The organism is Caulobacter sp. 602-1, from assembly GCF_003931565.1.
Taxonomy (GTDB): domain Bacteria; phylum Pseudomonadota; class Alphaproteobacteria; order Caulobacterales; family Caulobacteraceae; genus Caulobacter.
Genome location: NZ_RRYI01000005.1, coordinates 298,545 through 324,183 on the forward strand (window position 1 = coordinate 298,545; position 25,639 = coordinate 324,183).

Sequence of the window (25,639 nt, forward strand, 5' to 3'; positions counted from 1 at the left end):
TCAGACGGTCAGGGGCAGGCCCTCCACCGCCACGAGACTGTGGACCAGGGCAAGGACCTGGCGTCGCTGGCGCGCGGGGAGTCTCGGGAGGACGGCGATCAGGTCCGACCCGTCGGGCGTGGAGAGCAGCGTCTCCAGCGCGATCAGGCGTCGGGCGCTCTCTTCGTCCACGCCGGGCTGGACCAACCCCTCGAAGAACCAGGCGACGGGTGTTTCCAGGTGAACCGAGAGGTCGTGCAGGCGCGAGGCGCTGATCCGGTTGGCGCCGCGCTCGTATTTCTGCAGCTGCTGGAAAGTCAGGCCAAGAGCCTGTCCAAGCTGGTTCTGGCTGGCGCCGGCCATCTTGCGACGCAGGCGGATGCGCGCGCCGACATGGACGTCGACGGGATGAGGCGTTGAATTGGACAAGGATCAAGCTCCGTTGGATACGCCGTCATGACGAACGGTGGGGCAGGGGTCGGTAGCCGGGGCGCGACTTTTTCGGCGCGCCCCGGGACGGGCGACCCGGCTCAGCCGCCCTGCAGGTCGTCGATCATCTCCAGCATCGCCTTCAGCTTCTCGCGGGCCCCGGCCAGCTTGCGGGCTGTGATCAGGTCATGGCGACCGGCCAGGAACAGCACCGTCTCCAGGACTTCGTCGGAATGACGCAGCAGGGCCACCAGGTTCTCGCCGCTGGGCCCGTTGTTGGCGGCGAACCAGTTGCGCACGGCGCGGGGGTTGGCGCGGGTCAGCCGCACCACGACCTTCACCGCCGCCGGGCTGCCGCCGTACTCGCGGCGCAGGGCCTGGGCGATGGCCTCTATGAAGTCGAAACCGTGGGGCGGGACGGCGGCGGACGGAAAAGTTTTTCCTGAATCTGACCGAACTTTTCGGTCCTTCTGCGAACGCGACATACCCACTGCGACCAACCTAGGATTTCGACCGGAGCCAAGGCGCTCCGATCAGGTGACGCGTGACGTGGGCGGTGTTGGGACATGAAAACTGAGTTGGGCGGGGATTTGTCGGGAGGCCTTCGCGTACGCGCCGCCCAGTACGTGCGCATGAGCACCGAGCATCAGAAGTACTCGACCGAGAACCAGGCCGAGATCATCGCGCGCTATGCGCAGGGACGCGGCTTCGAGATCGTCCGCACCTATGCCGACGAGGGCAAGAGCGGGCTGCGGCTCGACGGCCGCGAGGCCCTTCAGCGGCTGATCGCCGACGTCCAGGCCGGGCGCGCCGACTTCACCGCCATTCTCGTCTACGACGTCAGCCGCTGGGGGCGTTTCCAGGACGCCGACGAGGGGGCCTATTACGAGTTCCTCTGCCGCGAGGCCGGCATCACCATCCACTACTGCGCCGAGCAGTTCGAAAACGACGGCAGCCTCAGCGCCACCATCATCAAGAGCATGAAGCGGGCCATGGCCGGCGAGTACAGCCGCGAGCTGTCGGTCAAGGTCTTCACCGGCCAATGCCGCCTGATCAACCTGGGCTTCCGGCAGGGCGGCCCGGCGGGCTTTGGATTGCGCCGCCAGCTGGTCGACGAGCAGCGGCGGCCCAAGGCGTTGCTGGACCGGGGCGAGCACAAGAGCCTGCAGACCGACCGCGTGGTGCTGGTCCCCGGACCGTCCGAGGAGGTCGAGGTCGTCCAGCGCATCTACCGGATGTTCGTGCTGCACAGGCGCTCCGAGCGCGAGATCGCCCTGCTGCTGAACGGCGAGGGCGTGCTGACCGACCTGGGGCGCGCCTGGACGCGCGGCACGGTCCACCAGGTGCTGACCAACGAGAAATATGTCGGCAACAACGTCTACAACCGCGTCTCCTTCAAGCTGAAGAAGCGTCGGGTGGTCAACGAGCCCGAACAATGGGTCCGCGCCGAGGGGGCCTTCGAAGCGATCGTCGATCCCGACTTCTTCCTGGCGGCCCGGCGCATCATCGAAGAGCGCAGTCGCCGCTTTACCGACGCCGAGCTCCTGGAGCGCCTGACCGATCTTCTGGCCCAGAAGGGTTGTCTTTCGGGCCTGATCATCGACGAGCGGGAGGACATGCCGTCGAGCTCCACCTACCGCCACCGCTTCGGCAGTCTGGTGCGCGCCTATCAGATGGTCGGCTACGCCTCCAGCCGCGACTACCGTTATCTGGAGACCAACCGGGCGCTGCGACTGCTGCATCCGCAAGTCGTCGAGCAGACCATCGCCAGCATCGAGGCGCTCGGGGCCGGCGTGCGGGTCGATCCGGTCACCGACCTCTTGACCATCAACGAAGAGTTCTCCGCCTCGCTGGCCATCGTCCGCTGCGCGCGGACCACGGCGGGCGGATGTCGCTGGAAGATCCGTCTCGACACCAGCCTTCGGCCCGACATCACCATCGTCGCCCGGATGGATGCGGCCAATGCCCAGGTGCAGGACTACTACCTCCTGCCGTGGATCGACCTGGGCGTGGCGGCCAGGCTGCGGCTGAGCGAGGAGAACGGCGTCTTCCTCGACGCCTATCGCTTCGACACCCTGGATCCATTCTTCCAGCTGACCCGGCGCGCCAGCCTGAAGAGCGCGGCATGAGCGAGCGGGCCTCCGACATCCGGTCGATCCCGATCGCCGCGATCACCATCCTCAACCCCCGCTCGCGCAACAAGCGGGTGTTCCAGGAGCTGGTCACCAGCATCGCCAATCTCGGGCTGAAGAAGCCGATCACCGTCAGCCGGCGGACCGACGGGTCAGGCTACGACCTGATCTGCGGGCAGGGACGGCTGGAGGCGTTCGTGGCGCTGGGCCAGGCGGAGATCCCGGCGATCGTCGCCGAGGTTACCGAGGAGGACTGCTTCGTGATGAGCCTGGTCGAGAACCTGGCCCGGCGTCAGCATTCGCCCCTGGAGCTGGTCCGGGAGATCGGCGCGCTGAAGGAGCGCGGCTACTCGACCGCCGAGATCGCCCGCAAGACCGACTTCAGCGTCGAATACATCTGGTGCATCTGCTTCCTCCTGGAGAACGGCGAGGAGCGGCTGATCAACGCCGTCGAGCGGGGCGTCATTCCCCACACCATCGCCATGGAGATCGCCAAGGCCGGCGACGCCGACGTCCAGGGCGCCCTGGCCGAGGCCTACGAGAACAAGGCCCTGCCGGGCAATCAACTGCTCGCCATCCGGCGGATCATCGAGCAGCGCAAGATCAGCGGCAAGGCGGGACACAGCGGCTCGCGGGGCGGCGGGGCCCGGGTGCGGGTGACGGCCGACTCCCTGGTCCGGGCCTACCGCAAGGAGACCGATCGCCAGAAGCTGCTCGTCAAGAAGGCGGCCCTGGCCCAGAGCCGGCTGCTCTTCGTCGTCAATGGCCTGCGGCGGCTGCTGGCCGACGAGCATTTCGTCACCCTTTTGCGGGCCGAGGCCATGCACACCCTGCCGCGGCCGTTGGCCGAGCGGCTGGGCGTGGCCGGAGCGTGAGCGTGAAGGAGGTCAAGGTCGCCTTCGAGCGCGGGCTGGTCGTCGTCCCGCTGGACGAGATCCTGCCGATGCGAAAGCTGCCGGACGCGGTGCGCGCTTCGGTCAAGTACAAGCGCATCGCCCAGTCGGTCGCCGAGGTCGGGATCATCGAGCCGCTGGTGGTCGTGCGCTCGCCGGGCGGCGGGCCCTACATGCTGCTGGACGGCCATGTACGCCACGCCATCCTGCGCGACCTCGGCGAGCGGGAGACACGCTGCCTGCTGGCCTCGGACGACGAGGCTTTCACCTACAACAAGCGGGTCAATCGCCTGGCCACCATCCAGGAGCACTACATGATCGTGCGGGCGCTGGAGCGCGGCGTGTCCGAGGAGAAGCTGGCGCGGGCGCTGGATGTTGACGTGCGCTCGATCAAGCGGCGACGCAACCTGCTGGACGGGGTCGCGCCGGAGGTGGTTGAGCTTCTGAAGGACCGGTCGGTCAATCCGGTCACCTTCGAGGTTCTGCGCAAGATGAAGGCCATGCGCCAGATCGAGGTGGCCGAGCTGATGATCTCGGCCGGCAACTTCACCTCCGCCTATGCCAAGGCCCTGCTGGCCGCCACGCGCCAGGCCGATCTCGTTCATGCCGACAAGCCCAAGAAGGTCGGCGGCATGACCTCCGAACAGATGGCGCGCATGGAGCGCGAAATGGCATCCCTGACCCAGGACTTCAAAGCGCTGGAGGCGTCCTACGGCGACGACGTCCTGCATCTAGTCATCGCCTCGGGCTATCTGGCCCGTCTGGTCGGCAACGAGGAGATCGAGCGCTACCTGCGCGGTCGGCATCCCGAGATCCTCGACGAGTTTCGGGCGATTATTTCGGCGGCTTCGCTGGATCGGTCGGTGGCGGCGAGCGTGGAGGGGGCGGGGGAGTGAAAACAGAGAGTTCGCGCGAGCTCCTGGCCGGGATGCAGCGCTCGCGCTAGTGGCTAACCGGTTGCGACAGACTTACACCCAAGTCCGCACGCTTGCCGATCGTGGCGATCACAACCGAGCCTTTCTTGGACATCACCTCCACGCGGCTCAAAAGTTCGTTGCAGCCCCTGATGTCTAGACTGCCATTCAGCGCGCTCACCACTGCAGAGACGCTCTCTTGAAACTCGCGCAGCACACGACGGTCCTCTTCTCGTGACAACATCGACGCCGTCTCAATCAGTTTCCAGTTGAGGCGGACCAAATTTTCGCGCGCATGTATAACCTTGTCGTCAGGTGCGATCTTTCCTGCTGCAACAGTATAGCTGATGGCGGATACGTCGACATAGATATCTGATATAAGCCTATTGAGTTCGCGAAGGTTTTCCAAGACGTAGGTAGCTTGCATCTTCTGGCGTTCAAACGTCTGATTTATGACAGGTGCTATCCAGAATGTTCCCAAGGATGTAGCGACCGCGACGATGATCAGTGGGATTTTGTCCTGCCACAAGAACTTCAGAAGGCCGATGGCGAGAGCGGCGAGTTTTGATTTTGCCGAGGTCCACGTGATTGCCATCTCATCCAACCTTCGCCGGTGGTGACAGTCCAATTTTTGCCTTGGAAAGCTTCGCCTGGTCCTGCGCCTTGTTGAGCACGGCCGTGCCGGCATCGCGTTTGGCGCTGGCGATCATGCGATCGATCTCCGAGGTCTCTGGCGAGTTCGGCGCTTTGCTGTTGGTCACGGAGGAGTTGCACCCCGTGAGCGCTCCGGCTATCGCGAGGGCAACGAATGCGTTGACAAACTGAGCCAGGCGTCGATCGCGATCCTTGAAGTTATATCGACCGGGTGACGTGAACCGCATTTGCGCGTCGGCAAATATATCATCGTCGTAATAGGTGCTGATGATGCTGTCATAGGACAGTCCAGCGATGCTCTGCCCGCTTTCCTGTGCCTTGTATATGCTGACTGCCAGCGCGATCAGTTGAGCTGGCGGCGTTATGCTAAGGAAATCCCGGCCGTCGTAAGTCGGAGCGGCGATGGAAACATAGGATTCCTTTTCGCTGATGTAGGATTCGTAGGCGAAATCGAAAAACTTGTCCGTAATTCCGTTCCGGGGAACTGCGGAAATGGCTGGCGGCTTTTCAAAGTATTTCACGAGGTATGGAGGAAGGTCGAGTTTATAGTGATCTGTCGAGATCCAGTTGACCTGCCTCACCGGAACGTCCGCATAATCTATTGTGCTCGGACGGATCGTTCTCTGCGGAAGAAAGCTTCCGGCCACCTCGCCGAACAGAACACGGCCTTGAGCGCCCCGGCCGGGCACAATGATCAAGTCGCCTTCACCCATTCTCTGAAAAAGATGTTTGACGGTTCGTAGATGCACACTGACATCCGTGCCTGGGACGCCATTAAAATCTTTTAGAAGGATAGGGAGCCCGCTGTCATAGATAAAGCCTCGGCTGGCTCTGACGGCCATTGAATAGCGAATTCGCTGACGAACTATGTCGTCTGTTATCTTTGCCGGTTTTGATAGATCAAGGTCTGGAAAGTCGAGGAAGATAAGGCCTTCCCGCTCGAATATATCGAAATATTCTCTGTCTTTGCCAGGGTGGACGATCCAAATCTTCTTGCTGCGTGCAATTATCGGTGCGTTTAGATCGACAACGTAAGATTTCAAAATGCGACTCCCCCCCGGACCGACTTAGCCTTTAGCAACTTTGCCTTGAGATTGTGGGGCTGTCCAATTTTAGCATGCACCGGGCGCTGGTAGCTGCAAAAGGCGCGCACGAAATCGTCGACGAGCACGCAACTCGACAAGCACGCGACTGGCGGTGGGTCGCGGCCGGCAATAAGCCGCGGCGCAGCTTGGGCAGTCTGGGCCTTCGGCAATTGCCGAAGGCCCAGTGCGCGTCGTCAGATGACGCCCTTCACCTTGCCCATCAGAGTATCGATGAACTGGCCCCAGTAGGCCGTGAGATCTTCGTGGATCTCAGGGCCATTCTCCTCCATCGCTACGGCTTTGCCATAGGCGATCAGCATCAGGGACAGCCCCTCGACCGAGCGGCGTGCAGCCTTAACTGCGTCATCGCCGGATACGGCTCCCGGATCCATCTTGGACAGCTCTTGGAGAGGCTTCCAAAGCTCCTGGTAGAAGCGGTGGCGCGTATTCACCCTGATGATGACTTGGCGGTCGATGATCTGGATGTCGATGAACATTTTCCCGGGATAGTCGACTGACTCAAGGACGAAGGGCAGGTCCTTGATCCGGCCGATGTACTCATCTTTCTCCTTCTGGTTTTCCGCGTGCCCCGTGTCCTTCGCGAGCTGCTCATAGGCGTCGCGCCGCTTCTTATCGTCGGCGGGCTGTGGCGTTCCCTTGGGAAGAACGTGGCCGACCTCCTTCACCGCTTCGGTAATCGCGGCATGCTCGCCAGCGTGAACTTGTTCCTTCTGGGCCGCCTTTCCCCACCGGTTTTCCAGAAGCTTGCGCGCCGTCGGGATGTAGGTGGTCAGCTTGGCGCGGATTTTATCGCGAAGCTCGCCATGCGGTTCGACGCCTCTCTTTACGTTCCGCACGCCGAAGTAGTCATCCAGGTCCGGTGAAAACGCGACTTCGATCCCGATAAAGCGGTCGGGCTCGCTGACACCCCGAGGAAATATCCGGGGCACGTTCGTATAAGCAATCTCCCTACGAGACCGCATGAAGCTGATGGCGCCTTCGTTCTCGGGCAAGCGCAGTCGCTTGGCCAACTCATCGCCACCCAGACCGCGACGACGAGTGACTTCTTCGGGATATAGGACCACGGTAAGGTAGGCCTTCCCGCCCTTGAGAGGGATGGGTTCGCGGTCCGCAATTACCTGAGGGGCATAGTGTTTCGTACCGCCCCCGCGAAGCTTCTCGGGATCCGCCTTCGTCAGAAGCACATCCGCCCAAGTGCCCTTCATCTTGTAAAGCGGGTCGTGGGCCGCCAACGCCGTGCCGTTGACGCTGATCCTGATCCCGCCGTCGATGAACTCACGGAAGATGCGCGAGACTTCTTTTTGCACCTCGATCGTCAGTTGGTTTGCATCAGAGGCGAAGCGGCCATGTTGCAGGCGGTCGATCGCGCTCCAAAGCACAACAGTGCCGGCGCCTTTAGGAGCGTGCATCGTAGCTTCCGGCGGAAGGTCACGAGGCGCGGGCGGATCAATGCCAAAGGGATTTTCTTCTCCGGCTTCTTCCGCAGCCTTCGACTTCACCAAGTCAAAGCCCACGTGCAGCCACGGCGCGTCAGCGGCCTGGCGGCTCCAAACATCGATCTTGGTCGCGAAGTTCAGGGCCGCCAACTTCGCGCCGACGCCGTATTTGCCGATCGTGTCGGTGCGCATCCAGCGCGTCGAGTAACCGAGAACGAGGTAGTGTTGCAGGACGCTCGGGTCCATGCCCGCGCCGTCGTCGACAAACACGATCGAAGTGATGTGCTTCTTGCCGTCGCCTTCGATCAGATCGATCGAGATGTTGTTGGCGTTGGCCTCGATCGAGTTGTCCACGACTTCAGCGATGGCGGCCGAAAGATCGTAGCCGGAATCGCGGAGCGACATCAGCGCTTGTCCGGTCTGGATCATCGCCACGCGGGCGGGCGGCGGGGCGGTCTTGTTCGGGGTCGTCAAGGTTCTTTTCCTTCACTTTAGCGCCGTCACCCATCGGGTTGATCGACGCGCTCGGGGATGACGGGCGGGCCGGAGCCCGCCTGCCTTGGTTCTAGTTGGCGCCAGCGTTACGGGCGGCCAGACGGATCGTCTTGCGTTCCGTCATCACGGTGCGGCGGGAAATGTTGAGCAGGCCAGCGCCCTCGGCGGCGGTGTTACCGTAGCGCCAGTGCTCCAGGCAGCGAGCGGTGCGCACGGAGCGGCCCGCCGCCCAAGCCGCCAGCTTGCGGTAGCCTTCGGACCAGATGAGAGCTTGCTCGGGCGACTGGCACATCAGCGCGGACGGCGAGATGGCTTCGAAACCGTCAGCAGTATCGACCTCTTCGACCGGAGCTTGTCGCGTGGCCTCGCGGCGGCGCTGGCGCAGCAGGACGCTGCGGGCGTCGCGCAGCGCGTTGGGCACCAGAAAGGCGTTTTCGGGGCGGGTCTCGTTCATGACGAGATCGATCGCGTGATCGGCGGAGGCGTACTCCAGCGAGTTCACGGGACGCTGGTCGCGGATCTCTTGGAGATCGGCAATGGCGCGCACACGCGCCGGGGAGAGGCTCTTGGCCATCTTGTCTTCTTTCCATGTTTTGGCGGGCCCGCCCCATAAGGGTGCAGATCCACACTGGTCAGCAGTTCAAACGTAGCTAAAGCCAAGCTGGTTTCAAGTCCCAGCTACGTGTCGACGCCGCCTGCGAGGGCGCCGATAATTGGAAAGGGACCGCGGATCGGAAAAGTGTGCAACACGGCGAAATCAGCCGCGCACAACCATAGTCTCACGGCCTCGCCGGAAACCGCCCCGGGCTACCTATCGGCTGTTGGGAGGCGCGATCCTACCGAGTGTGGGGGCGAGTTTTCGTAAACGGGCGCCCAAGCTGGTTGGGGATCTTGCGATCCCGACCTTCATCGGGTGAGCGGGCCAGCAGTCTTGCGGCCATATCGATGATCTTGCTGCTCAGCCCTATGGGCTCTTGCGTCTTTGGATGGCGATGGATCGGTTCAGCTCCGCCGCGACCGTCCCAGGTCGTCCTGTGAGTATCAACCCACTGCCCTGCGTTAGGACCAGTTACCGATGACGGCCTGCGGATAACGGCGCCGACGAAAATTGGCTTACCGTTCTGAAAAACGACGTCGTACTCTGTCACTGTAGGAATGCTGACGCGAATGACGCGGTGGTCCATTATGTAGTCCTCGCAGTTTCTTCACCTAGCGCGAGTTCCGCCTGATAGCCGTTGAGCGGCCAGACCGAACGCGAATAGTGTAGATTTCGCATATACAGATCGGCAGGTGCCGACCCGTGATCCTCCTGCATCGCATAAATGAAGACCGAATATTCTGGATTAGGCACCTTTCTTAGGACGAGATACTGCGTGAGAAGAAGCATAACTCGAGTGATGGCGTAAAACCTAAAACAAGGCCAGTCATCATGGGCTGGCAACGGGTCGTTTCCGTGCACGATGTAGTTTCGAAAGATTCTGACAAGTTCCGCAGCAGCACCGGCGCCACTCAGTCCATACTTTTCGCCAATGGAATCAATCTCGTTCTTTAGAGAACATTGGTGGCTGCAAATGTGCCTAGCCACGCGAAAGCTTACTTCAAAGGCCTGGATTTTTGCAGCTTCACCTTGTTCGGCTTGAAATAGTCGCCGGGCTCGCACCGGTATTTTATCCTTCGGGAACATTCCTTCGGCCGAGATTTCGATTGCCGCCTCATAGGCATTCCAAGCGAAGTTAAATGTGATCAACGCCGCTGCGTACTTCGAGGCAAGTTCCCTGTCCTCCTCTTCCCGCTGCCATGCAGCGTCGCACCAAAAGCCAGCCTCATCGCCGGTGACGTAGGAGGGATCCGCAAACAAGTCATCGAGGCTCGCGGCCATCTGCAGGCCGTAGATCACGCCCGGCCACGGATCGTCGCAGCGCTCGTACTGCGGAAACCGCTCATAGTAGCCGAGAGAGGCGATCGCGCGGAACAGCGCGGCGATATGCTCTCGAAGTGGCAGCAAGCCACGAGTCCAGCAATCAGGTCGAGCGCACCTGCACTGAACGTAGGCCTCTGCTGGGTCTGTGGCGCGGTACTTTCGCTTCCGCTGCGCATTGGTTCGAGTCTCCGCCAAAGGAGGAGCCCCCCAAGGGAGTCTAGGATCGGCCTCCGACACTTCCGTCTCCCGCTGCCGCTTCCGGTCCGACCTGAACGCAATTTCCTTGACTGGTCAGCATGATCGCCCTGCCAAATCCAGGTTGCAAGGCCGGCCAAGCTTGGACTGCGGGGGTCACGCCGGTGTCGAGTTGCATGAGCGCAAAGCGGGGGTGATTGCTAGCCAACCGATTTGATCTTCAAATCCCTCAGCCAGAAGATCAAGGTGTCGCTGGTCTCAGCTTTGAGAAGTGGGCCTCGGGGCAAAAGAAAATGAAATTGCGCATAGCCCCAATGGTGACGCACCTGCTTCAGAGAGCCGCTGCGCTCTTTCTCGGCCTAGCTCGAATGCAGGCGAAGGGCGATAAAGTGGTTGAGCCGTTGTTGCTGAGCACTGAACGGAATTACCTCGACTGGGAAAAGTTATATAACCTGCCTTTTGCCAAGCGTATCGATGTAGATGAGAATGGCGATATCACTTCGCCGTACTGCGCCCTCGACCCTATGAATGCTGCATGGCTGGAGCTGCCGGAGCACGCATCGGATTTGTCTCGAATGCGCCCGCTCAAAGATCACATTGTTAGAGTTCATGAGCTGTTACTAGCCTGCGTGGTCAAGGGTGCCCTACGTTCGGCGCGTCCCGCCGACGCTTCGTGGGAAGGTGTCCGATACGCTCTGCAAATGGCCGCCAGCTTGGAGGATGTCTTTGCTGATACAGCCGTCACGGACGATGGCGCCATGTACATGTGCAGTGGCGCTGCAGAGTTTGAATTTAGCCACAGCGAAATGGCGTCTAAGTATATGGCCGGGCTTATTACGTTCAATTTTCTATGGTCTGCATACGAGGGTGCGCGAGAAATCAGCCCGTATGGAAGGGTTTTGACCGGAAGGGCAGGTAATAAGTCTAGGGAACTATCGCGTCTTACGGCGGGGGCCTCAGAAGGGCTACCTTATTTTCGCGCCTGCCTACACGGAGCGCTTACCATCTGCCAACGCGGCGGCGGGCTCGATGAACATATAAGGGCGACTGTTGCGAGGTCCGCGGGGTCGACGGCGGAGTTAGCCGCTGACCTTTGCCGAACATTTCGTCACCATGTGTATCACGGGGACGACAAAGTCCCGGAACCAAGCGATTGGGGGGCGGAAGATTTAAGCGGCTTGAGAAGCGATAAGCGTGTCGTGCAGAAATCGCCTCAGATTGATAGATTTTACGCTGTCTGCCGCCTAGCATTAATGAATATTCAGCTTATGATAATATCCTCTTTAGAGTCGGCGGGCGCATTTGTAGAAGACTTTGAGTTTGACGATTTCATCGCTTTGGACATTGAGCTTAGCGCTGCATGGCTACTGGCGCATGCCCATGTCGTGTTCGATAGCGAATTCTATGAAATTAGCCCACCCCTTCCGTTTGATGACTATCCTCCGTTCACGTGGAAACGTGATAAAGAGGCAACACAAACGCCCTGACCCGCTTCAGGTGAGGGACAGTCGCGTAGAGTTGAGAGCGCATCTTACTCGCGAGTCAGATCGCAAGAGTGCGCCATTCGGAAATCGTAGGCTATAGGGCTGCAGCGTAGAGGTAACTACCTTCGCCCTTCGATTCTGCCCGCCACACCAATCCGTCCGCCATCGCCGCCCTAAACGACGCCTTCAGCCGCCAGCCGGGTCCTGGCTGGATGATGACCGCCGGGGTTCAGTGCCTTGGGCTCGCTTTCGTGGGTGCGGCGACCTTCGCCGTGCGGTCTTTCGAGCGGTTCGACGAGGCAAACGACCCCCATGGCGAGCATGACTTCGGCGCCCTGGTCGTCCAGGGACGCAAACTCTTCTGGAAGATCGACTACTATGACCTCGACATGACGCACGGCTCTCCCGATCCGTCCGATCCGGCGGTCACGCGTCGAGTGCTGACCATCATGCTGGCCAGTGAGTACTAGCCCCGCAGGCCCCGCTTTGGCGGGGCCTCTTCTCGTTTCATCCCAGGGCGCGATTGAGTTCGAGCGCCAGTCGAACGCCGGCCTTCTTCAGCTGTTCGGCCACGACCCTCTTGGCCGTATCGCCATAGCCCTCAGGCAGGGCGACGGGAGCGGCGTCGGTGGCGCAGCCGGGCTTGGAGCCGACCGTGTAGACGCTGGCCTTGGCGATGGCGAAGCTCTCCAGGGCCCAGGTCCTGGCGTCGCCCTGTTCCCAGACCTTGCGCTGGGCCGGTGTGATCTCTGCCGCCAGGGTCCTGGCCAGCCGGTCGGCGTCGGGATCGATGGCCTCGACCGCGACGGTGTCCCAGTAGCTGTGCAGGTTGACGGTGCGAGGCCCGCCCAGGGCCAGCGGCACGCAGTTGCCGCCCCGGTCCTGGTTGTCGGCCGCGTGCAGCGGCTGGTGCAGGTCGCCCACGAAATGCAGCAGGAACTTCAAGGCCAGTAGGCGCTCGGCCGCGTCGGTCTTGGGATCGGCCAGTTCGCGGGCGAAGGCGTCGATGCGGCCGACGACGCAGTCCTTCTCGGGACCAGCGCTGGCCGGCGTGGCGCTGGCCGGGAAGCCGAAGCAGGCGGCCGCGAGGTCGGGTTGGTCAAGTTCGGTGTCGACGAAGTGCCACTCGGTGGTCTCGCGGTGGTCCTTGCGCCAGGCGTCGGCCCATGAGGCGCGCGCGCCAAGGTCGGGCGGCGTCAGGGTGTCGGGATCGCTGGCCAGCATTGCGTCGACGGCGGCGGCGGCCTTGGGCGTGAGGTAGCCGCGGGCGATCTGGGCGATCACGGCATGGCCTTCGCGGCCCCAGGCCAGTGCCGATGTCGGCATGACGGCGGCAGCGGCGAGCAGGGCGGACAGGATCAGGCGGCGCATGCGATTCCCCGATGAAGATCGCGGCCTGATGCGCCCGGCGACCGCCGGGCGCAAGCGTTCGGAGGAGAGTGCGGCCGACAGGTGGCCTGCCGGCCGGCTCACGAGGAAGGCCCGAGCCTCGCCAGGGGCTGTGCTCCGGACCTTGGCGACTAGACCGGCCACGCGCACGCCCGCTCGATCGCCAGGTCCGTGATCCTGTTGGCGTCCGACCCGGGATCGAAGAACCAGGGACGGATGATCGCAAGGTCCTCGTCGTCGGCAACCAGCGGCTGCAGAGCGGCGATCGCGCTGTGCAACAGCCGCTCGCAGGTTTCCTCGGTCTCCAGGATCGTCTTCATGTCCCGGGAATTGTCTTTGGTCTCCACGAGGCTGCCGCTGACATAGCCGGCGAGATTTCCCGACAGATAAAGCTGGAAGAGCGCACCCTTGAGCGAGGTCGCCCGACGGTGGGTCGCGGTCTTCTTGACCGCATAGAGCCGAGTGAAGAGCGACTTGCCGACATACTCAGCCGACGGCCCTTCGAGAGACGCCTCGAATTCGCGGTAGAGCGGGAAATCGGTCGCTTCCAGGTCGCGCGTGTCGGCGTCGCGCAATTCGGTGTGTCCCAGGGCCTTCATCGCCCGCAGGATGCCGGCGGCTTCGGCGGCGAGGTCTGCGACCGGGCAGGGCGTCGGGGTCTGGCCTTGCTGAACGGCGCGCGGGGAGGCCTTGGTGCGATCGATGACGAGGCGGGCGGTGGCGGTCATGGCAAATCCTTGTGTTTCGAGACGGAGCGCCGGTGCGGCGTCGCCTCTCCAAGGAGCAATCCTCGCGCCTAGCGGACGAGGAGCCCGGCCACCAGCGCGCCGGCGAGGATCAGCAAGGTCACGGCCCCGACCCATCCGGCGGGCGTGAGGAGGCGGGCGGTGGGGCGGCGACGGGGCATGGCCTTGATCCTAGGCGCGGCTGTGCTGGGCGCAGCCGGCCTCGCCGGCTGTCGCCAGGTCGAAGCCCAGGCCCAGCTGTTCGGTCTTGAGCGGAATGGCCTGGTCGAAGTTCGACAGGGTGACGCCGACCAGACGAATGCCCATGCGCGGCGGATAGACCGAGCGAACCAGGTCCAGGCTGGTTTGGTGCAAGGTCTCGCGGTCGGCGACGGGCGAGGGCAGGGAGCGGCTGCGCGTGGCCTGCTGGAAGTCGGCCCACTTGATCTTCACGGTGACGGTGCGAGCCCGCGCGCCGGTCTTCTCGCACCAGGCCCAGACGTCGTCGGCCATGGCGGTGACGCCCGCCTCGATCGGCTCAGGCGCGACATGATCTTGGTCGAAGGTGGTTTCCGACCCTGAGGACTTGCGCACCCGGTCGGGGTTGACCGGACGGTGGTCTTCGCCGCGCGCGATCGCGTAGTACCAGGGGCCAGACTTGCCGAAGTGGTGCTGCAGTAACGTCAGACTCTGGCGGTTGAGGTCCTCGCCCGTGTGAATGCCCAGGCTCTTCATCTTGCGTTCGGTGACGGCGCCCACGCCGTGGAAGCGGCCGATCGGCAGCGACTGAACGAAGGCCTCGCCCTTGCCGGGCGGCACCACGAACTGGCCGTTGGGCTTTCGCTGGTCCGAGGCGAGCTTGGCCAGGAACTTGTTGTATGACACGCCCGCCGACGCGGTCAGGCCGGTGGTCTCCAGGATCCGGGCGCGGATTTCCCGGGCCGTCTGGGTCGCCGTCTCCAGGCCCCGACGGTTGGCGGTGACGTCGAGATAGGCCTCGTCCAGGGACAGCGGCTCGATCAGGTCGGTGTAGTCGGCGAAGATCTCATGGATCTGTCGAGACACGGCTTTGTAGACGTCGAAGCGCGGCGGCACGAACACGAGCTCGGGGCACTTGGCCAGGGCGGTGGTCGATGGCATGGCCGAGCGAACCCCGAACTTGCGCGCCTCGTAGCTGGCGGCGGCGACAACGCCGCGCCTGGCTCCGTGGCCGACGGCGAGCGGACGACCGCGCAGGGCGGGATTGTCCCGCTGTTCGACCGACGCGAAGAACGCGTCCATGTCGATATGGATAATTTTGCGGGTCGCCGACTCCATGATCGCAGTCTAGCAAGATGCGAACGGAACGGGAACTTCATCATGGCGATGGACACGTACCGCGTCGATCACGGGCTTGCGCCGGTCACGCCTGAACGCGGTGGTCGCGCGGCGGCGGACCCGCTAGGGTTTGAGCATGGTCCAGGTCAGCTTGCCCCCGTGGTGGGCCAGAGCCGAGCGCGCCGCGCGCGCCCTGAAAGCAACGACCCGAGGGGCCGGCAAGGCGAACCATTCGGTCTATGTGGTCCTGCTCCACGATCCTCGCCGCGCCGAGCCCTGGGGACTTTATGTCGGTCAGACCTGGCGCGACCCGGACCTGCGCTTTGACCAGCACAAGGCGGGTTACAAGGCCAGCGGGGCCGTCAGGCGCTTCGGCGTTCGGCTCGTTCCGGGCCTGACCGAACACCTCAATCCCCTGCGGCAGTGGGAGTCGCTGGACCTGGAGGCCGCCCTGGCCGAGGCGTTCCGGACCGCCGGCGTGCCCTGGGTGGAGGGCGGGCACTAGGCGCGAGGGGCGGCGACCGTCCGAAAGGTCACCGAATAGCGCAGGGCCTCGACGGGGGGGATGCTGTGCTGCCAGTCACTGCGGGCGGGGCCGGCCATCAGATAGACCGACCGCGGCGCGGCCAGCTGGGTCGCGCGGGCCCAGCGGTCGCCGACCCGGCGGCGCAGGCGAAAGGCGCAGGGCGAGAGCAGGGACACGCCCGCGATCGCCACGGCCGGCGGGCGGTCGCGATGCCAGCCGATCCCGGCGCCGGGCGCGTATTCGGTGACCAGGGCGTGGCGGAAGCTGTCCGCCGCCAGGCCCGTGAACTCGGCGACCTTCGAAAGCAGCGGTCGCAGGAAGTCGGGGATCGGCTCTCCGGTCTCGACCATGTGGCCGCGCGCGTCGCGCCGCCAGCCAAAGCCGGCCACGCGACGGTGTCCCAGGTACCCCATGTGTTCGTACGGCTGGAAATCCAGATCACGAAACTGGTCCACGAGGTCCCGCTCCTCGGCCACGTCGATGAGGTCGGGACGATAGGCAAAGCCTTCCGGCAGGTTTGGATGCGCCTCGATCGGAGCGTCGAACAGGCTGAGCTGCTGGCTCATCTTGGGGCCTCGACCTGGCGGACCGCCCGCCACCAGGACCAGGGCTTGCCCGCCACAAGCTCCATCTCGAACCAGGCTTCCTCGCCCTCGAAGGCGGGCACGTTCTCGGCGGCGACGAACGTCACCTGGCTGCGGTAGGCCCGTCGCCCACCCGGGAAGGTGAAATAGAGCGTGCGGGCGTCAAGATCGCCGGAACGCTCGCGGTGACGGGTCAGCTTCTCGATTGTGCGTCGGTAGACGCGCGGCGGCTTGCCCGGCGCGGCGACGCGCCCGGACCGGGGGGAGGGGGACATGCTGGGGTTCCTGGATGTTCCTCTATTGTTCTGATTAGGCGATGGGGAGTCAATCGACCGGGGCGGGAATCGCCGGCTCGGTGGTATGCCGGGTTCATGGCTGAGCCGGTTGCGGATCTCGAAGCGATGGCGGCGGCGCTCGAGGCGAGCGGCGACTATCGAGTGTTGCGCCGCCTCGCGCCGCGGCCGCCGCTGGCGGTCCCGGACGGCGTTGTCACCCGCACGGGCCTCTTCGTCGACGTCGAGACCACGGGTCTGGACTGGCGCACCGACGAGATCATCGAGCTGGCCATGATCCCGTTTCGCTACGGGCTGGACGGGCGGGTCTACGAGATCGGCGAAGCCTTTCAGGGATTGCGCCAGCCCGCCGGACCGATCTCGGCGGAGATCACGGCCTTGACCGGCATTGATGACGCCATGGTCGCCGGCAAGATGATCGACCTGGACGCCGTGGCCGCGTTCGCCGCGCCGGCCGCCCTGGTTGTCGCTCACAACGCCGCCTTCGACCGGCGCTTCCTGGAGCGGTTCTGCGAGGTGTTCCGGACCAAGCCCTGGGCGTGCTCGATGAGCCAGGTCGACTGGGCGGCCGAAGGCCACGAGGGGGTCAAGCTGGCCTGGCTCGCGGCGGGCGCCGGCTTCTTCTACGATCGCCATCGGGCCGTGAACGACTGCGCCGCAGCCATCGAACTCCTGGCCCTGGATCTTCCCAGAAGCGGTGGCCCGGCCCTGGCGGCGCTCCTGGAACAGGCCCGGACACCGACCTGGCGGATCTGGGCCGAGAACTCGCCCTTCGCCATGAAGGACCGGCTGAAGGCGCGCGGCTATCGCTGGAACGGCGACGACGTGGTGCCGTCGCGCTGCTGGCATGTCGACGTCGCCGAGGCCGACAAGGACGCCGAACTGACGTTTCTGCGCCAGGAGATCTATGGCGGCGAGATCGACCTGCGGGTTCGGCGGATCGACGCCCACGACCGGTTCTCGGAGCGATGCTGACGGCCGCGACTTAGAGCCATTCGGCCACGCCGCCGTGGTGCGAACACGTGCCGCGCCGATGGTGGCTGAAGCTGTAGGTCCCGTCACGACACTGGGCCGAGGCGCCGTCCGGAGCTTGCGGTGCATAGACCGGGCGGGAGACCTCGTGTCCGTCGGAGTCGGTATAGCTGCCGCTGCTGCCCCAGGCCTGCGAGGGCGTGGGTTCGACCAGGTCCTCGCCCGACGGACTTGTCTCGGCGTTGGCGTCCGCGTCGACCTCATGATCCGCCTCGGTGGCGTTCTCGGTGGTCGGCGCATCCGGCGTCGCGAAGGCGGCGGGCGCGGTTTCGGCGAAGCTAGGCGCGGGAACCGGGTCGGCGGGCTTGTCGTCGCCGACGCACTTGCCAACCACGAAGACGATCGCGATCAGCGCAAGCAGGCTGCCGCAGCCGTTCGGCTTGTCCGCCATTTTTGCTTCCCCCAAGGCCAAGTTGTGCGCTTGGCCGAGGCGACGCAACCGGCCGTCGAGCGCGGCGGTGGCGGGCAGGGCCACGTGTCGCTGAAACGAGGCTTTTTCTGCTCGTCTGGCGACGGGAAGTCGCTAGGGTTGTGGTGGGGAGGGCGTCATGGGCTGGTATGACGACGAGGAACGGGCCTGGTTGCCCGAATGGGCGGTGACACCGCTGATGTGGATCGGCTGCCTGATGGTCGCCGCGCTTCCGGCCAGCGCCGCCCTTGCCCTCTGGAACGCGGTGCTGCGCGACGCGTCGATCGTAGGCCAGCTCGTGGTCTACGGACTATCGCTCGGCGTCATGGTGGCGGCGATCAAGCCCTGGACCATTCGATAGGGCGCCGGCGTTCGAGTTGGCCAAGCTACGTCAAACCGACAGCGGATGACGTGGTGGCGTCAGACGTTCGATCCGACACCCGTCGAGGGCGCGGCCGCCCGCAGAATAGGTTCGATCTTGGGAGAGGTAACCGCTGATCGTTGGCGCGGCTGCGCCGTTGCGGTTGAAGGGCAAAGTGGCTTCGAAGGCCGCTTCCTGGGCCGAGGTCAGCGCGTCCCAGGCCGCGCTACAGATGAGGTAGCCGTCTTCGACAAATCTGCGGCGCGGTACTGGCTTTGTTCCCGTGACAGCTTTTGACCTGGCTGAAGCTCAAGGTGGGGGCGTCAACATCCCCTTCCCAAATGAGGTTTACAACCATGGCTACGCGTTATGTGAACAAGTCCGGCAAAGACAAGGACGGCGACATCACCAAGCTCTGCAATGCTGGGCAGACGTGGTCGCCGCGTCTCAAGGCCGACGCGATCTACGACATCGAGAACAAGATCCACGACTACTACGTGTCGTGGACGGACGGCCAGACGACCCAGATCAAGGTCGTCAACGGCGCGACCGGCAAGTACCTGCGCACGCAGCGGGACGGCTCGACGAAGAACAACCTCGACGACCTGCCCGACTGCTAGGACTTTGTCCGCCGCGACGCGATCGGAATGGCGTGTCCGTTCCGATCGCCACCGCCTTCAAGGCAGGGCGGGAAAGTCGCCCCTTCGGTGGCCCTCCACCATGTCGCGCAGCGCCTGCGGCGCGAGCACCTCCACCGCATCGCCCCAGGCATAAAGATGCCAGCACATCTCCAGATGCCCCGACGCCTGAAACCGGACGACCAGGCTGCCATCAGCGGTTTCCTCCAGGGTCTGGGTTGGATGGAACGTGTAGCGGCGAGCATGGGCCGCGGCATGAGGCGCAAACTTCCAGACCACTTCGCCATGCTCGGCCCGGCTGATGTAGGATCCAAAAGCCTGCTCTGCGTGGGCCTGGATGTTGAAGCCCGGGTCGGGGATGAAGGTCTCGGCCAGGACCTCCGCTTGGTCGATCTCTTCCACTCGATAGTGCAGCAGCTGGCCGGCGGGTTTGGCGGTGTCGCGCGCCACGAGATAGCGGCGCACGCCCAGCAATAGCCCGTGTGGCGCCACGTTCCGATCGCGCGGCGCCTCTTCGGTTCGTCCCCGGTAGCGGATGCGTAGCAGGAAGGGGCCTTTCAAGGCCTCGGATATGGCCTCGTCGACCGACGGGTTGGCCGCCCGTCGCGGACCTGGCCTCGCGGCATGGCCCAGGGCTTCGAGAAGGGCCTCCTCGTCGGCCTCGAGCCGAACGCTCGTCTGGGCGGGGATCAGGGCCCGCACCTTCAGTTCAAGCTGGCGTACCAGTTTCGCCTCGGCCTCCATGCCCTCGACACGAAGGGTGTTGCGCGTGGCGGCCAGGGCGCTGAGCTCCTCGGCCGTGGGCGTCAGCAGCGCGGCCATGGCGCGCGTGGGCAGGCGCCAGCAGGCCCGGCGGTCATCCTCGGTCGTATGCTCGGTGAGCGGAAAGCTGGCGCAGAGCGCATCCGTCATCCGCTGGGCTGTGCGGCGGGACACCGAAAATTCCGCCTCGATGTCGGCCAGGGTCACCCCCGTCCGGCGTGCGGCCATCGTCGCCAGGCGAATGAGTTCCTGGGCCTTGCTGAAAGACAAGTTGCAACCCCTATGCGTGACAGTCCAGCATACACCCGCCATGGTGTAGCTTGAACTAGGGAGAAACGCTCGTGCGAATGATCGACGGCGCGCTGCGCCTCTCGGCTTCAGACCTGATGCGCTTCAAGGGCTGCGCGCACGCTACCGCGCTCGACCTGCGACAACTGGAACTGGGCGACCTAGAGCCTGACGGCGACAGCGCCGAGGCCGAGCTGCTCCAGAAGCAGGGCGATGACCACGAGCTGGCTTTTCTCGCCAGTCTCAGGGAACAGGGGCGCTCGATCATCGAGATCCCCAAGGACGGGCTATCGCTGGAGCAATCGGTAGCCCTCACGCAACAGGCTCTGGCCCAGGGTGCGGACGTCATCTTCCAGGGCGCCTTCCTGGGCGGAGCCTGGGGCGGCTACTCTGACTTCCTCGAGCGCGTCGAAAAACCCTCCGCCCTGGGCGACTATTCCTACGAGGTCGTCGACACCAAGCTGAAGCGCTCTCCGGACCCCAAGCATGTCCTTCAGCTGGCGCTCTATTCGGACCTGCTGGCCGACGTGCAGGGCTTATCTCCCGAGCAGGCGCATCTGCAGCTTGGAGACGGAAGCCGGTTCTCGGCGCCGCTGGCGGAGTTTTCCGCCTACGCCCGCCTTTCACGGACCAAGCTGGAAACCTTCGTCGCTTCGCGCCCAGCGACACGATCCGAGCCGGTTGGCGCGTGCAACCTCTGCCGCTGGCGCACCAGGTGCCGCACGGAATGGGAAGAGGGCGACAGCTTGGCGCTCGTGGCGGGGGCGACCCGCGGCCAGAGGGTCAAGATCGAGGAGGCCGGCGTTCGGTCGATGGCGGCGTTGGCGGCTTTCTCCGGAAAGGTTCCGAATCTGGCTGGCCCAACGCAGGAGAAGCTCCAGGCCCAGGCCCGCCTGCAGACGGCGCGGCGGGCGGGCGGCGAACCCTCCTTCCTCCTGAAGCCCTATGAGGCCGGGCGGGGATTTGGCCTTCTGCCCGAGCCGGATGAAGGCGACGTCTTCTACGACATCGAGGGCGATCCCTATTTTCCGGGCGGGCTGGAGTATCTTCACGGGTTCTGGCTGAAGATCGGCGGGCAATGGACGTTCAAGGCGTTCTGGGCTCACGATCGGGACGCCGAGGGCAAGGCGGTCGCTGACCTGCTGGCCTTCCTGGTCGACCACTTCGCCAGGCATCCCAAGGCCCATATCTATCACTACGCCCACTACGAGGTCGCCGCGCTCCGGCGCCTGACGGCGCAGCATCGCACTGGCGAGGCGGCCATGGACCAGTTGCAGCGAGAGCTGCGGTTCGTCGATCTCTTCCGCGTGGTCGCGGGAGGTCTGGTCGCCTCCGAGGGAGGCTATTCGATCAAGGATCTCGAGGTCTTCTACATGGACAAGCGCGCCGGCGAGGTGGCGACCGCCGGCGCCAGTGTGGTGGTCTACGAGCAGTGGCGCCAACAGGGCGATGCGGCCCTTCTCGAACAGATCCGCGATTACAACGAGACCGATTGCCGATCGACCCAATTGCTCCGTGACTGGCTTGTCGAGAAGGTCCGGCCCAAGAGCATGGCCTGGCGGCAACCCGGTCCAGCGCCCGAGGCTGGACCGCTGTCGAACGTGGCTGACGAAGACGCAGCCCTCGCTGAACTGCGCGCGCGGCTGGAGCCGGTTTTCCAGATCTATGGCGGCGAGGTTGGCCAACTCCTTATGGACTTGAGCGATTTCCATGCCCGCGAGGACAAGCCGACCTGGTGGTCGATCTTCGATCGTCTGGGGCGTGAGAGCGACGACCTCGTCGAGGACCTGGAGTGCATCGCGGGTCTCGAAGCGACAGGTCCTGCTGTTCCAGACAAGCGATCCTTCGTGCGGACCTATACCTTTCCGGAGCAGGAGACCAAGCTGCGGTCGGGCAAGCGCCCCTGCGTCAAGCCGGCTGACGCGCCGATCGCGGTCGAGCTCAAGGATATCGATCCTGTCGCCCGCACCCTGACCCTCAAGAGCACGGCCAAGAATTTCTTGCTGCCCGAGCGGCTCGACCTCATTCCGCCCAAGCCCATCAGCAACGGCCCGTTGCGCGACGCTTTGGCTGCGGTCAGGGATGAGTTCATCGCCGGAGCGCCACATCCGGCCATCGAGCAACTGCTGCGGCGTTCGCCGCCCAGGTTCTCCAACGGCCCGCGGACCCAGGGCGTGGTCGATCCGCAAGGAGCCCTGCCGGAAGAGACCAGCAGCGCCATCGCCGCCATGGATCGAACGGTCCTGGCGATCCAGGGGCCCCCGGGCACGGGCAAGACATATGTCAGCGCCTGGGCGATCGTGGACCTGGTAAGAAGCGGCCGGCGGGTCGCGGTCTCCTCCAACAGCCACAAGGCCATCGCAAACCTGCTCGAAGCCGTGGATGCGCGCGCCCGAGCGATGGGTGTCAGATGCAACATCGTGCAGAAGACGTCCGAGGATGATGGCGACGAGGCGGAAGCCTCCGGCATCACCCGGGTCAACGACAACGACGCGCCAGAGATCGCCGCCGCGCACGTGGTCGGCGCCACGGCCTGGCATTTTGCCCGATATGGCCAGGCGGCCTTCAGTCACCTGTTCGTCGACGAGGCGGGGCAAGTCTCGCTGGCCAACCTGATCGCCATGTCAAGGTCGGCGCAGAACCTGGTGCTGATCGGCGACCCCATGCAGCTGGCCCAGCCGCTGCAAGGCCTTCATCCAGGGCAGAGCGGCCAATCCTGCCTCGAATACCTGATGGCCGGACATCGGGTCGTGCCGGCCGATCGCGGCGTCTTCATTCCTGTGAGCCGCCGCATGCATCCGCATGTCTGCGGGTTCATCTCCAAGGCCGTCTATGAAGGTCGGTTGCGCAGCGACGAAGGGGCGGCCAGGCAAGTGCTGGCCAACGCCGCCGGCAAGCAGCTGGTCGGTGCACGCCTGTCTCCGATCAATCACGTGGGACGCTCCCAGGTCTGTCCCGAGGAGATCGGCGCGATCGCCGCCGCAGTCGATGAGCTCCTTGGGGCGACCTTCCGGGACCGGGATGGCGACGAGCGGCCGATCGGCCATGGCGATATCCTGGTGGTCGCGCCCTACAACGCCCAGGTCAACGCCTTGCGGGCCGCGCTTCCCCCTGCGGTCCGCGTGGGGACCGTGGACCGCTTCCAGGGGCAGGAGGCGCCGATCTGCCTGATCTCGATGACGACCTCGAGCGGGGACGAGCTTCCTCGCGACATCGAGTTCCTGTTCTCGCTCAACCGCATCAACGTGGCGATCTCGCGCGCCCAGGTCACCGCCCTGATGTTCGCCAGCCCGGCGCTGCTGGAGACGCCCTGTCGGACCATTCGCGAGATGTCGCTGGTCAACACCCTCTGCATGCTGGCCGAGTACAGGCCTGAGAACATGCAACCTAGCTAGGGGGCATTAGATGCGGGGGGCGGCTTTTTGGTTATCGCCGAGCAAAAAACGGAGTGTCCACTTCTTGGAGATGAACCAAGGACTGCTATTGACGCTCTTAAACCCTGGATGCGACCGGCGTTCGGTTCCCCTGCTCCCCGCCAAATTAGGTCTCTATTATTCCGCCAAGCGACGGATGGGCTAGCCGAGTGCAGACAGCGCGGGATCGCCGCCGCTTATTAAGCGGTGCAATGAGGCGCCGTTACCTCGCGCGAGACATGAACGCGAAGATCGGGTTCCACGGCGGTGACACGATCTAGGCGGCCCACACCTTGTTGAGCACGCCCGCCGCCATCGCCGCCTTGTCCTGAGGCAGGAAGCGCCCGTAGTGCTCGGCGATGGTGTCGGGCGTATCCTGGATCGCGTAGCTGGCTTGCTCGTAGGAGCCCGTCTGCTTGAGGACGTGGGTCGCCAGGACGTCGCGAACATTGTGAGGGCCGTGCGGTAGCAGACCTTCGATCGCGCCTCGACCGGTATAGGGGTTGTAGATCCCGTAGCGCTGGATGGTCACCCGCCAGGCCTCGTAGAAGGTGTTCTGATCGTAGGCGGCCTCGCGGCTGCGGGAGCTCATCGTCTTGACGAAGAAGACGCTCGGATCTGGAGCGCCCCGCAGGAGAACGGCGCGATCGGTGGCGATGTACTGTTCGATCTCGGCATAAAGGCCGCCCAAGTCAGGCAAGACCAGCTTGAAGGGGTTCTTGCGGAAGTAGGTGGAGCCGGCGTTCTTGAAGGCGGCGGCCGGGATCAGGACTTCCCACCCACTGTCTCGTGCGCTCCAGCGAAGTTCGCCGCGCTTAAGCGCCTCCAGCTGCCGTTCCGGCGTCGCCGGCCAGCCCTTCGGCTTGAAGAGGAGCTGCCGAAGGTTCTTCTGGCGCAGGCCCAGGTGCAGGCCAAGGCGCAGCATCAGGAACGCGCGGGTCGACTCCGCCGCCGAGATCGGATGCCGTCGCCGATCCGGCCGGTACCGCAGCACTTCCTCGGTGATCTTGCGGTACTCGCCGACCGGGCTATCGGCCTCGAGGATTGGAAGAACAGGTTCGAAAGGGTCGCGGTGAACGCGACTGACGCGGCCGATCTCCTTGGCGCGGATCAGGGCGTGGCGGTGCTGTTCGTCGCAAACAGCATCCCAGTCGGCCTTGGCGGCGGCGACATCCGCGGCGGTGATCAGGCCCTCGATCGGAGTCAGGCGTTCGGCCAGGCTCGGCGTCTGTCGCAGCCATCCCGTCTCGCGCCGGCACAGCGCGGCCCCAAGGGTCAGCATCTCGGATTCCCACTGCGTGAAGAACCCTCGACGCTTCTCGCGCCAGCCAAGATACCAGTCCCAGACCGTCGGGAAGGCCAGCAGACCGAAGGTGATGTTGGCGAGGTCGACACCGAAGCCCTCGACCTCGCCGTCGGGCGAGGCGACCAGCGCGCCCAGCATGAGGCCTAGATGCTCCATCGTCTGGTCGGCCGTGTCCGGGCCCCAGACACCGGCCCGCTGGCGCCCGCGGCTGGTCAGGGTGGCGCACTTGAACTCGACCAGGTCCGCCGCCTCCGCGTCCAAGGCGGGCGGGGCGGCGACCGGGCGTGTCCTGCCGTCGTCGGGCCAGTACTTGCCCGAGCCAGGCCGAACCGTGCCGGTCGCCGTGAACTGCACGGCGAACCGTTGCTTCATGGCCGCGGCCTGATAACGACGATAGTCGGTCGCGCCGGTGATGATGACCGACTTCACCCAGGCCAGAATCTCCTCGCGCTTGGCTTCGGGCAGCAGGGCGAAGTCGTCGGGCAGGTGCCAGGCCATCCTGCGACGCTCCGGCTCGGGCAGGGGAATGAGCGCCTCGCTCGTGATCATCCTGCCCGGATGGTGGAGTTTGTCCCGGAAGTATCCCGGCGGAAGCCGCCAGCGCCGCTCGAGCGCGGCCAGGATCCGGAAGCTGGTGGCGCTGCGTGGCGCCTTGTCGCCGCGCCGCCAGGCCGTGAAGGTTGTGGTCTCCACCTTGTCGTCGCGGCCGCAGACCGCGCGACGAAGACCATAGCCGGTGTCCTTGTGGCGGCGCATGTGCAGGCCCAAGGCGCTGGCAAAGTCCTCCGGATCGTCCCACTCGTCCCAGAGCGCCTTGGGGTAGGCGATGATAGGGCGGGGCGCGTAGCCGCGCCGTTTTTGGGGTGTGGGCGTTCGGTTTGGCGAGCTGTCCGAGGATTGCTGATCAGAGGCGGGCAGGGCGGGCTTGCGAGGCATCGAAGTCTTCTGGAAATCCACC

Annotated in this window: 26 protein-coding genes; 10 read left to right on the top strand and 16 right to left on the bottom strand. The window is 64.3% G+C overall.

The annotated features are described in order from the left end of the window. Positions 1 to 408, bottom strand: a complete 408-nt coding sequence (locus EIK80_RS16835; protein ID WP_125158159.1) for a helix-turn-helix domain-containing protein — start codon at positions 406 to 408, stop codon at positions 1 to 3. 101 nt (positions 409 to 509) lie between these two features. Then, entirely contained in the window at positions 510 to 893 is a 384-nt protein-coding gene (locus tag EIK80_RS16840) for a hypothetical protein (protein WP_125158160.1), read from the bottom strand. Between the two features lie 81 nt (positions 894 to 974). Between EIK80_RS16840 and EIK80_RS16845 the strand changes: the two genes are divergently transcribed. Genes EIK80_RS16845 through EIK80_RS16855 form a run of 3 tightly spaced genes read left to right on the top strand, consistent with a single transcriptional unit; the run spans position 975 to position 4,329 of the window. Beyond that, positions 975 to 2,537, top strand: coding sequence for a recombinase family protein (locus EIK80_RS16845; RefSeq protein ID WP_199743516.1), 1,563 nt, complete (start codon positions 975 to 977; stop codon positions 2,535 to 2,537). After that, complete coding sequence (locus EIK80_RS16850) at positions 2,534 to 3,415, top strand: plasmid partitioning protein RepB C-terminal domain-containing protein (RefSeq protein WP_125158162.1); 882 nt, start codon at positions 2,534 to 2,536, stop codon at positions 3,413 to 3,415. The genes EIK80_RS16845 and EIK80_RS16850 overlap by 4 nt, the downstream gene beginning before the upstream one ends. Positions 3,416 to 3,417: 2 nt before the next feature. Continuing rightward, entirely contained in the window at positions 3,418 to 4,329 is a 912-nt protein-coding gene (locus tag EIK80_RS16855) for a plasmid partitioning protein RepB C-terminal domain-containing protein (protein WP_125158163.1), read from the top strand. A 46-nt stretch (positions 4,330 to 4,375) separates the two neighbouring features. On the opposite strand, the gene EIK80_RS16860 is transcribed toward EIK80_RS16855, so the two are convergent. The 5 genes from EIK80_RS16860 to EIK80_RS16880 form a co-directional block, all read right to left on the bottom strand. After that, complete coding sequence (locus EIK80_RS16860; RefSeq protein WP_125158164.1) at positions 4,376 to 4,942, bottom strand: hypothetical protein; 567 nt, start codon at positions 4,940 to 4,942, stop codon at positions 4,376 to 4,378. A gap of 1 nt (position 4,943) precedes the next feature. Further along, positions 4,944 to 6,044 (bottom strand): hypothetical protein, encoded by a 1,101-nt coding sequence (locus EIK80_RS16865; protein ID WP_125158165.1) that lies wholly within the window; start codon positions 6,042 to 6,044, stop codon positions 4,944 to 4,946. A 236-nt stretch (positions 6,045 to 6,280) separates the two neighbouring features. After that, complete coding sequence (locus tag EIK80_RS16870) at positions 6,281 to 8,017, bottom strand: ATP-binding protein (RefSeq protein ID WP_125158166.1); 1,737 nt, start codon at positions 8,015 to 8,017, stop codon at positions 6,281 to 6,283. A 91-nt stretch (positions 8,018 to 8,108) separates the two neighbouring features. Continuing rightward, entirely contained in the window at positions 8,109 to 8,612 is a 504-nt protein-coding gene (locus tag EIK80_RS16875) for a hypothetical protein (protein ID WP_125158167.1), read from the bottom strand. Positions 8,613 to 9,221: 609 nt separating this feature from the next. After that, entirely contained in the window at positions 9,222 to 10,043 is an 822-nt protein-coding gene (locus EIK80_RS16880; RefSeq protein ID WP_125158168.1) for a hypothetical protein, read from the bottom strand. 308 nt (positions 10,044 to 10,351) lie between these two features. Between EIK80_RS16880 and EIK80_RS16885 the strand changes: the two genes are divergently transcribed. Both EIK80_RS16885 and EIK80_RS16890 read left to right on the top strand, forming a co-directional pair. Then, a complete protein-coding gene (locus EIK80_RS16885; protein WP_125158169.1) occupies positions 10,352 to 11,641 on the top strand; it encodes a hypothetical protein in 1,290 nt (429 codons plus the stop codon). Between the two features lie 212 nt (positions 11,642 to 11,853). Continuing rightward, positions 11,854 to 12,108, top strand: a complete 255-nt coding sequence (locus EIK80_RS16890; RefSeq protein WP_255414598.1) for a DUF3768 domain-containing protein — start codon at positions 11,854 to 11,856, stop codon at positions 12,106 to 12,108. A gap of 37 nt (positions 12,109 to 12,145) precedes the next feature. Here EIK80_RS16890 and EIK80_RS16895 read toward each other — a convergent pair whose 3' ends face one another. From EIK80_RS16895 to dinB, 3 genes are all read right to left on the bottom strand, one after another. Beyond that, positions 12,146 to 13,009: a S1/P1 nuclease gene (locus EIK80_RS16895; RefSeq protein ID WP_125158171.1), complete on the bottom strand. Its 864-nt coding sequence runs from the start codon at positions 13,007 to 13,009 to the stop codon at positions 12,146 to 12,148. 149 nt (positions 13,010 to 13,158) lie between these two features. Further along, positions 13,159 to 13,755, bottom strand: coding sequence for a hypothetical protein (locus tag EIK80_RS16900; protein ID WP_125158172.1), 597 nt, complete (start codon positions 13,753 to 13,755; stop codon positions 13,159 to 13,161). Positions 13,756 to 13,944: 189 nt separating this feature from the next. Beyond that, the gene (gene dinB, locus EIK80_RS16905) at positions 13,945 to 15,069 is read right to left on the bottom strand and encodes a DNA polymerase IV (protein ID WP_125158173.1); all 1,125 of its coding nucleotides are present in this window, start codon (positions 15,067 to 15,069) and stop codon (positions 13,945 to 13,947) included. 136 nt (positions 15,070 to 15,205) lie between these two features. Here dinB and EIK80_RS16910 point away from each other — a divergent pair, with 136 nt between their 5' ends. Beyond that, positions 15,206 to 15,574 (top strand): hypothetical protein, encoded by a 369-nt coding sequence (locus tag EIK80_RS16910; RefSeq protein ID WP_125158174.1) that lies wholly within the window; start codon positions 15,206 to 15,208, stop codon positions 15,572 to 15,574. Here the strand turns inward: EIK80_RS16910 and EIK80_RS16915 are convergent. Together EIK80_RS16915 and EIK80_RS16920 are read right to left on the bottom strand one after the other, a co-directional pair. Further along, a complete protein-coding gene (locus EIK80_RS16915; protein WP_125158175.1) occupies positions 15,571 to 16,161 on the bottom strand; it encodes an alpha-ketoglutarate-dependent dioxygenase AlkB in 591 nt (196 codons plus the stop codon). The genes EIK80_RS16910 and EIK80_RS16915 overlap by 4 nt on opposite strands. Next, positions 16,158 to 16,454, bottom strand: a complete 297-nt coding sequence (locus EIK80_RS16920; RefSeq protein ID WP_125158176.1) for a hypothetical protein — start codon at positions 16,452 to 16,454, stop codon at positions 16,158 to 16,160. The genes EIK80_RS16915 and EIK80_RS16920 overlap by 4 nt, the downstream gene beginning before the upstream one ends. Before the next feature lie 96 nt (positions 16,455 to 16,550). Here EIK80_RS16920 and EIK80_RS16925 point away from each other — a divergent pair, with 96 nt between their 5' ends. Beyond that, complete coding sequence (locus EIK80_RS16925) at positions 16,551 to 17,447, top strand: 3'-5' exonuclease (RefSeq protein ID WP_125158177.1); 897 nt, start codon at positions 16,551 to 16,553, stop codon at positions 17,445 to 17,447. Positions 17,448 to 17,457: 10 nt separating this feature from the next. Here EIK80_RS16925 and EIK80_RS26430 read toward each other — a convergent pair whose 3' ends face one another. After that, entirely contained in the window at positions 17,458 to 17,895 is a 438-nt protein-coding gene (locus tag EIK80_RS26430; RefSeq protein ID WP_199743517.1) for a DUF3761 domain-containing protein, read from the bottom strand. Positions 17,896 to 18,052: 157 nt separating this feature from the next. Between EIK80_RS26430 and EIK80_RS16935 the strand changes: the two genes are divergently transcribed. Beyond that, positions 18,053 to 18,274, top strand: a complete 222-nt coding sequence (locus EIK80_RS16935) for a hypothetical protein (RefSeq protein ID WP_125158178.1) — start codon at positions 18,053 to 18,055, stop codon at positions 18,272 to 18,274. Positions 18,275 to 18,304: 30 nt separating this feature from the next. On the opposite strand, the gene EIK80_RS27055 is transcribed toward EIK80_RS16935, so the two are convergent. Continuing rightward, a complete protein-coding gene (locus EIK80_RS27055) occupies positions 18,305 to 18,508 on the bottom strand; it encodes a hypothetical protein (protein ID WP_158624728.1) in 204 nt (67 codons plus the stop codon). A 122-nt stretch (positions 18,509 to 18,630) separates the two neighbouring features. On the opposite strand from EIK80_RS27055, the gene EIK80_RS16940 reads away from it, so the two are divergent. Continuing rightward, entirely contained in the window at positions 18,631 to 18,894 is a 264-nt protein-coding gene (locus EIK80_RS16940) for a DUF3892 domain-containing protein (protein WP_125158179.1), read from the top strand. A 57-nt stretch (positions 18,895 to 18,951) separates the two neighbouring features. Here EIK80_RS16940 and EIK80_RS16945 read toward each other — a convergent pair whose 3' ends face one another. Next, positions 18,952 to 19,944, bottom strand: a complete 993-nt coding sequence (locus EIK80_RS16945; protein WP_125158180.1) for a YafY family protein — start codon at positions 19,942 to 19,944, stop codon at positions 18,952 to 18,954. A gap of 77 nt (positions 19,945 to 20,021) precedes the next feature. On the opposite strand from EIK80_RS16945, the gene EIK80_RS16950 reads away from it, so the two are divergent. Continuing rightward, positions 20,022 to 23,357 carry a TM0106 family RecB-like putative nuclease gene (locus EIK80_RS16950; protein ID WP_233586792.1) on the top strand — a complete coding sequence of 1,112 codons (3,336 nt, stop codon included), beginning with the start codon at positions 20,022 to 20,024 and terminating at the stop codon, positions 23,355 to 23,357. A 295-nt stretch (positions 23,358 to 23,652) separates the two neighbouring features. Here the strand turns inward: EIK80_RS16950 and EIK80_RS16955 are convergent, their stop codons facing one another. Next, positions 23,653 to 25,617: a hypothetical protein gene (locus EIK80_RS16955; protein ID WP_233586749.1), complete on the bottom strand. Its 1,965-nt coding sequence runs from the start codon at positions 25,615 to 25,617 to the stop codon at positions 23,653 to 23,655. Positions 25,618 to 25,639: the final 22 nt, after the last annotated feature.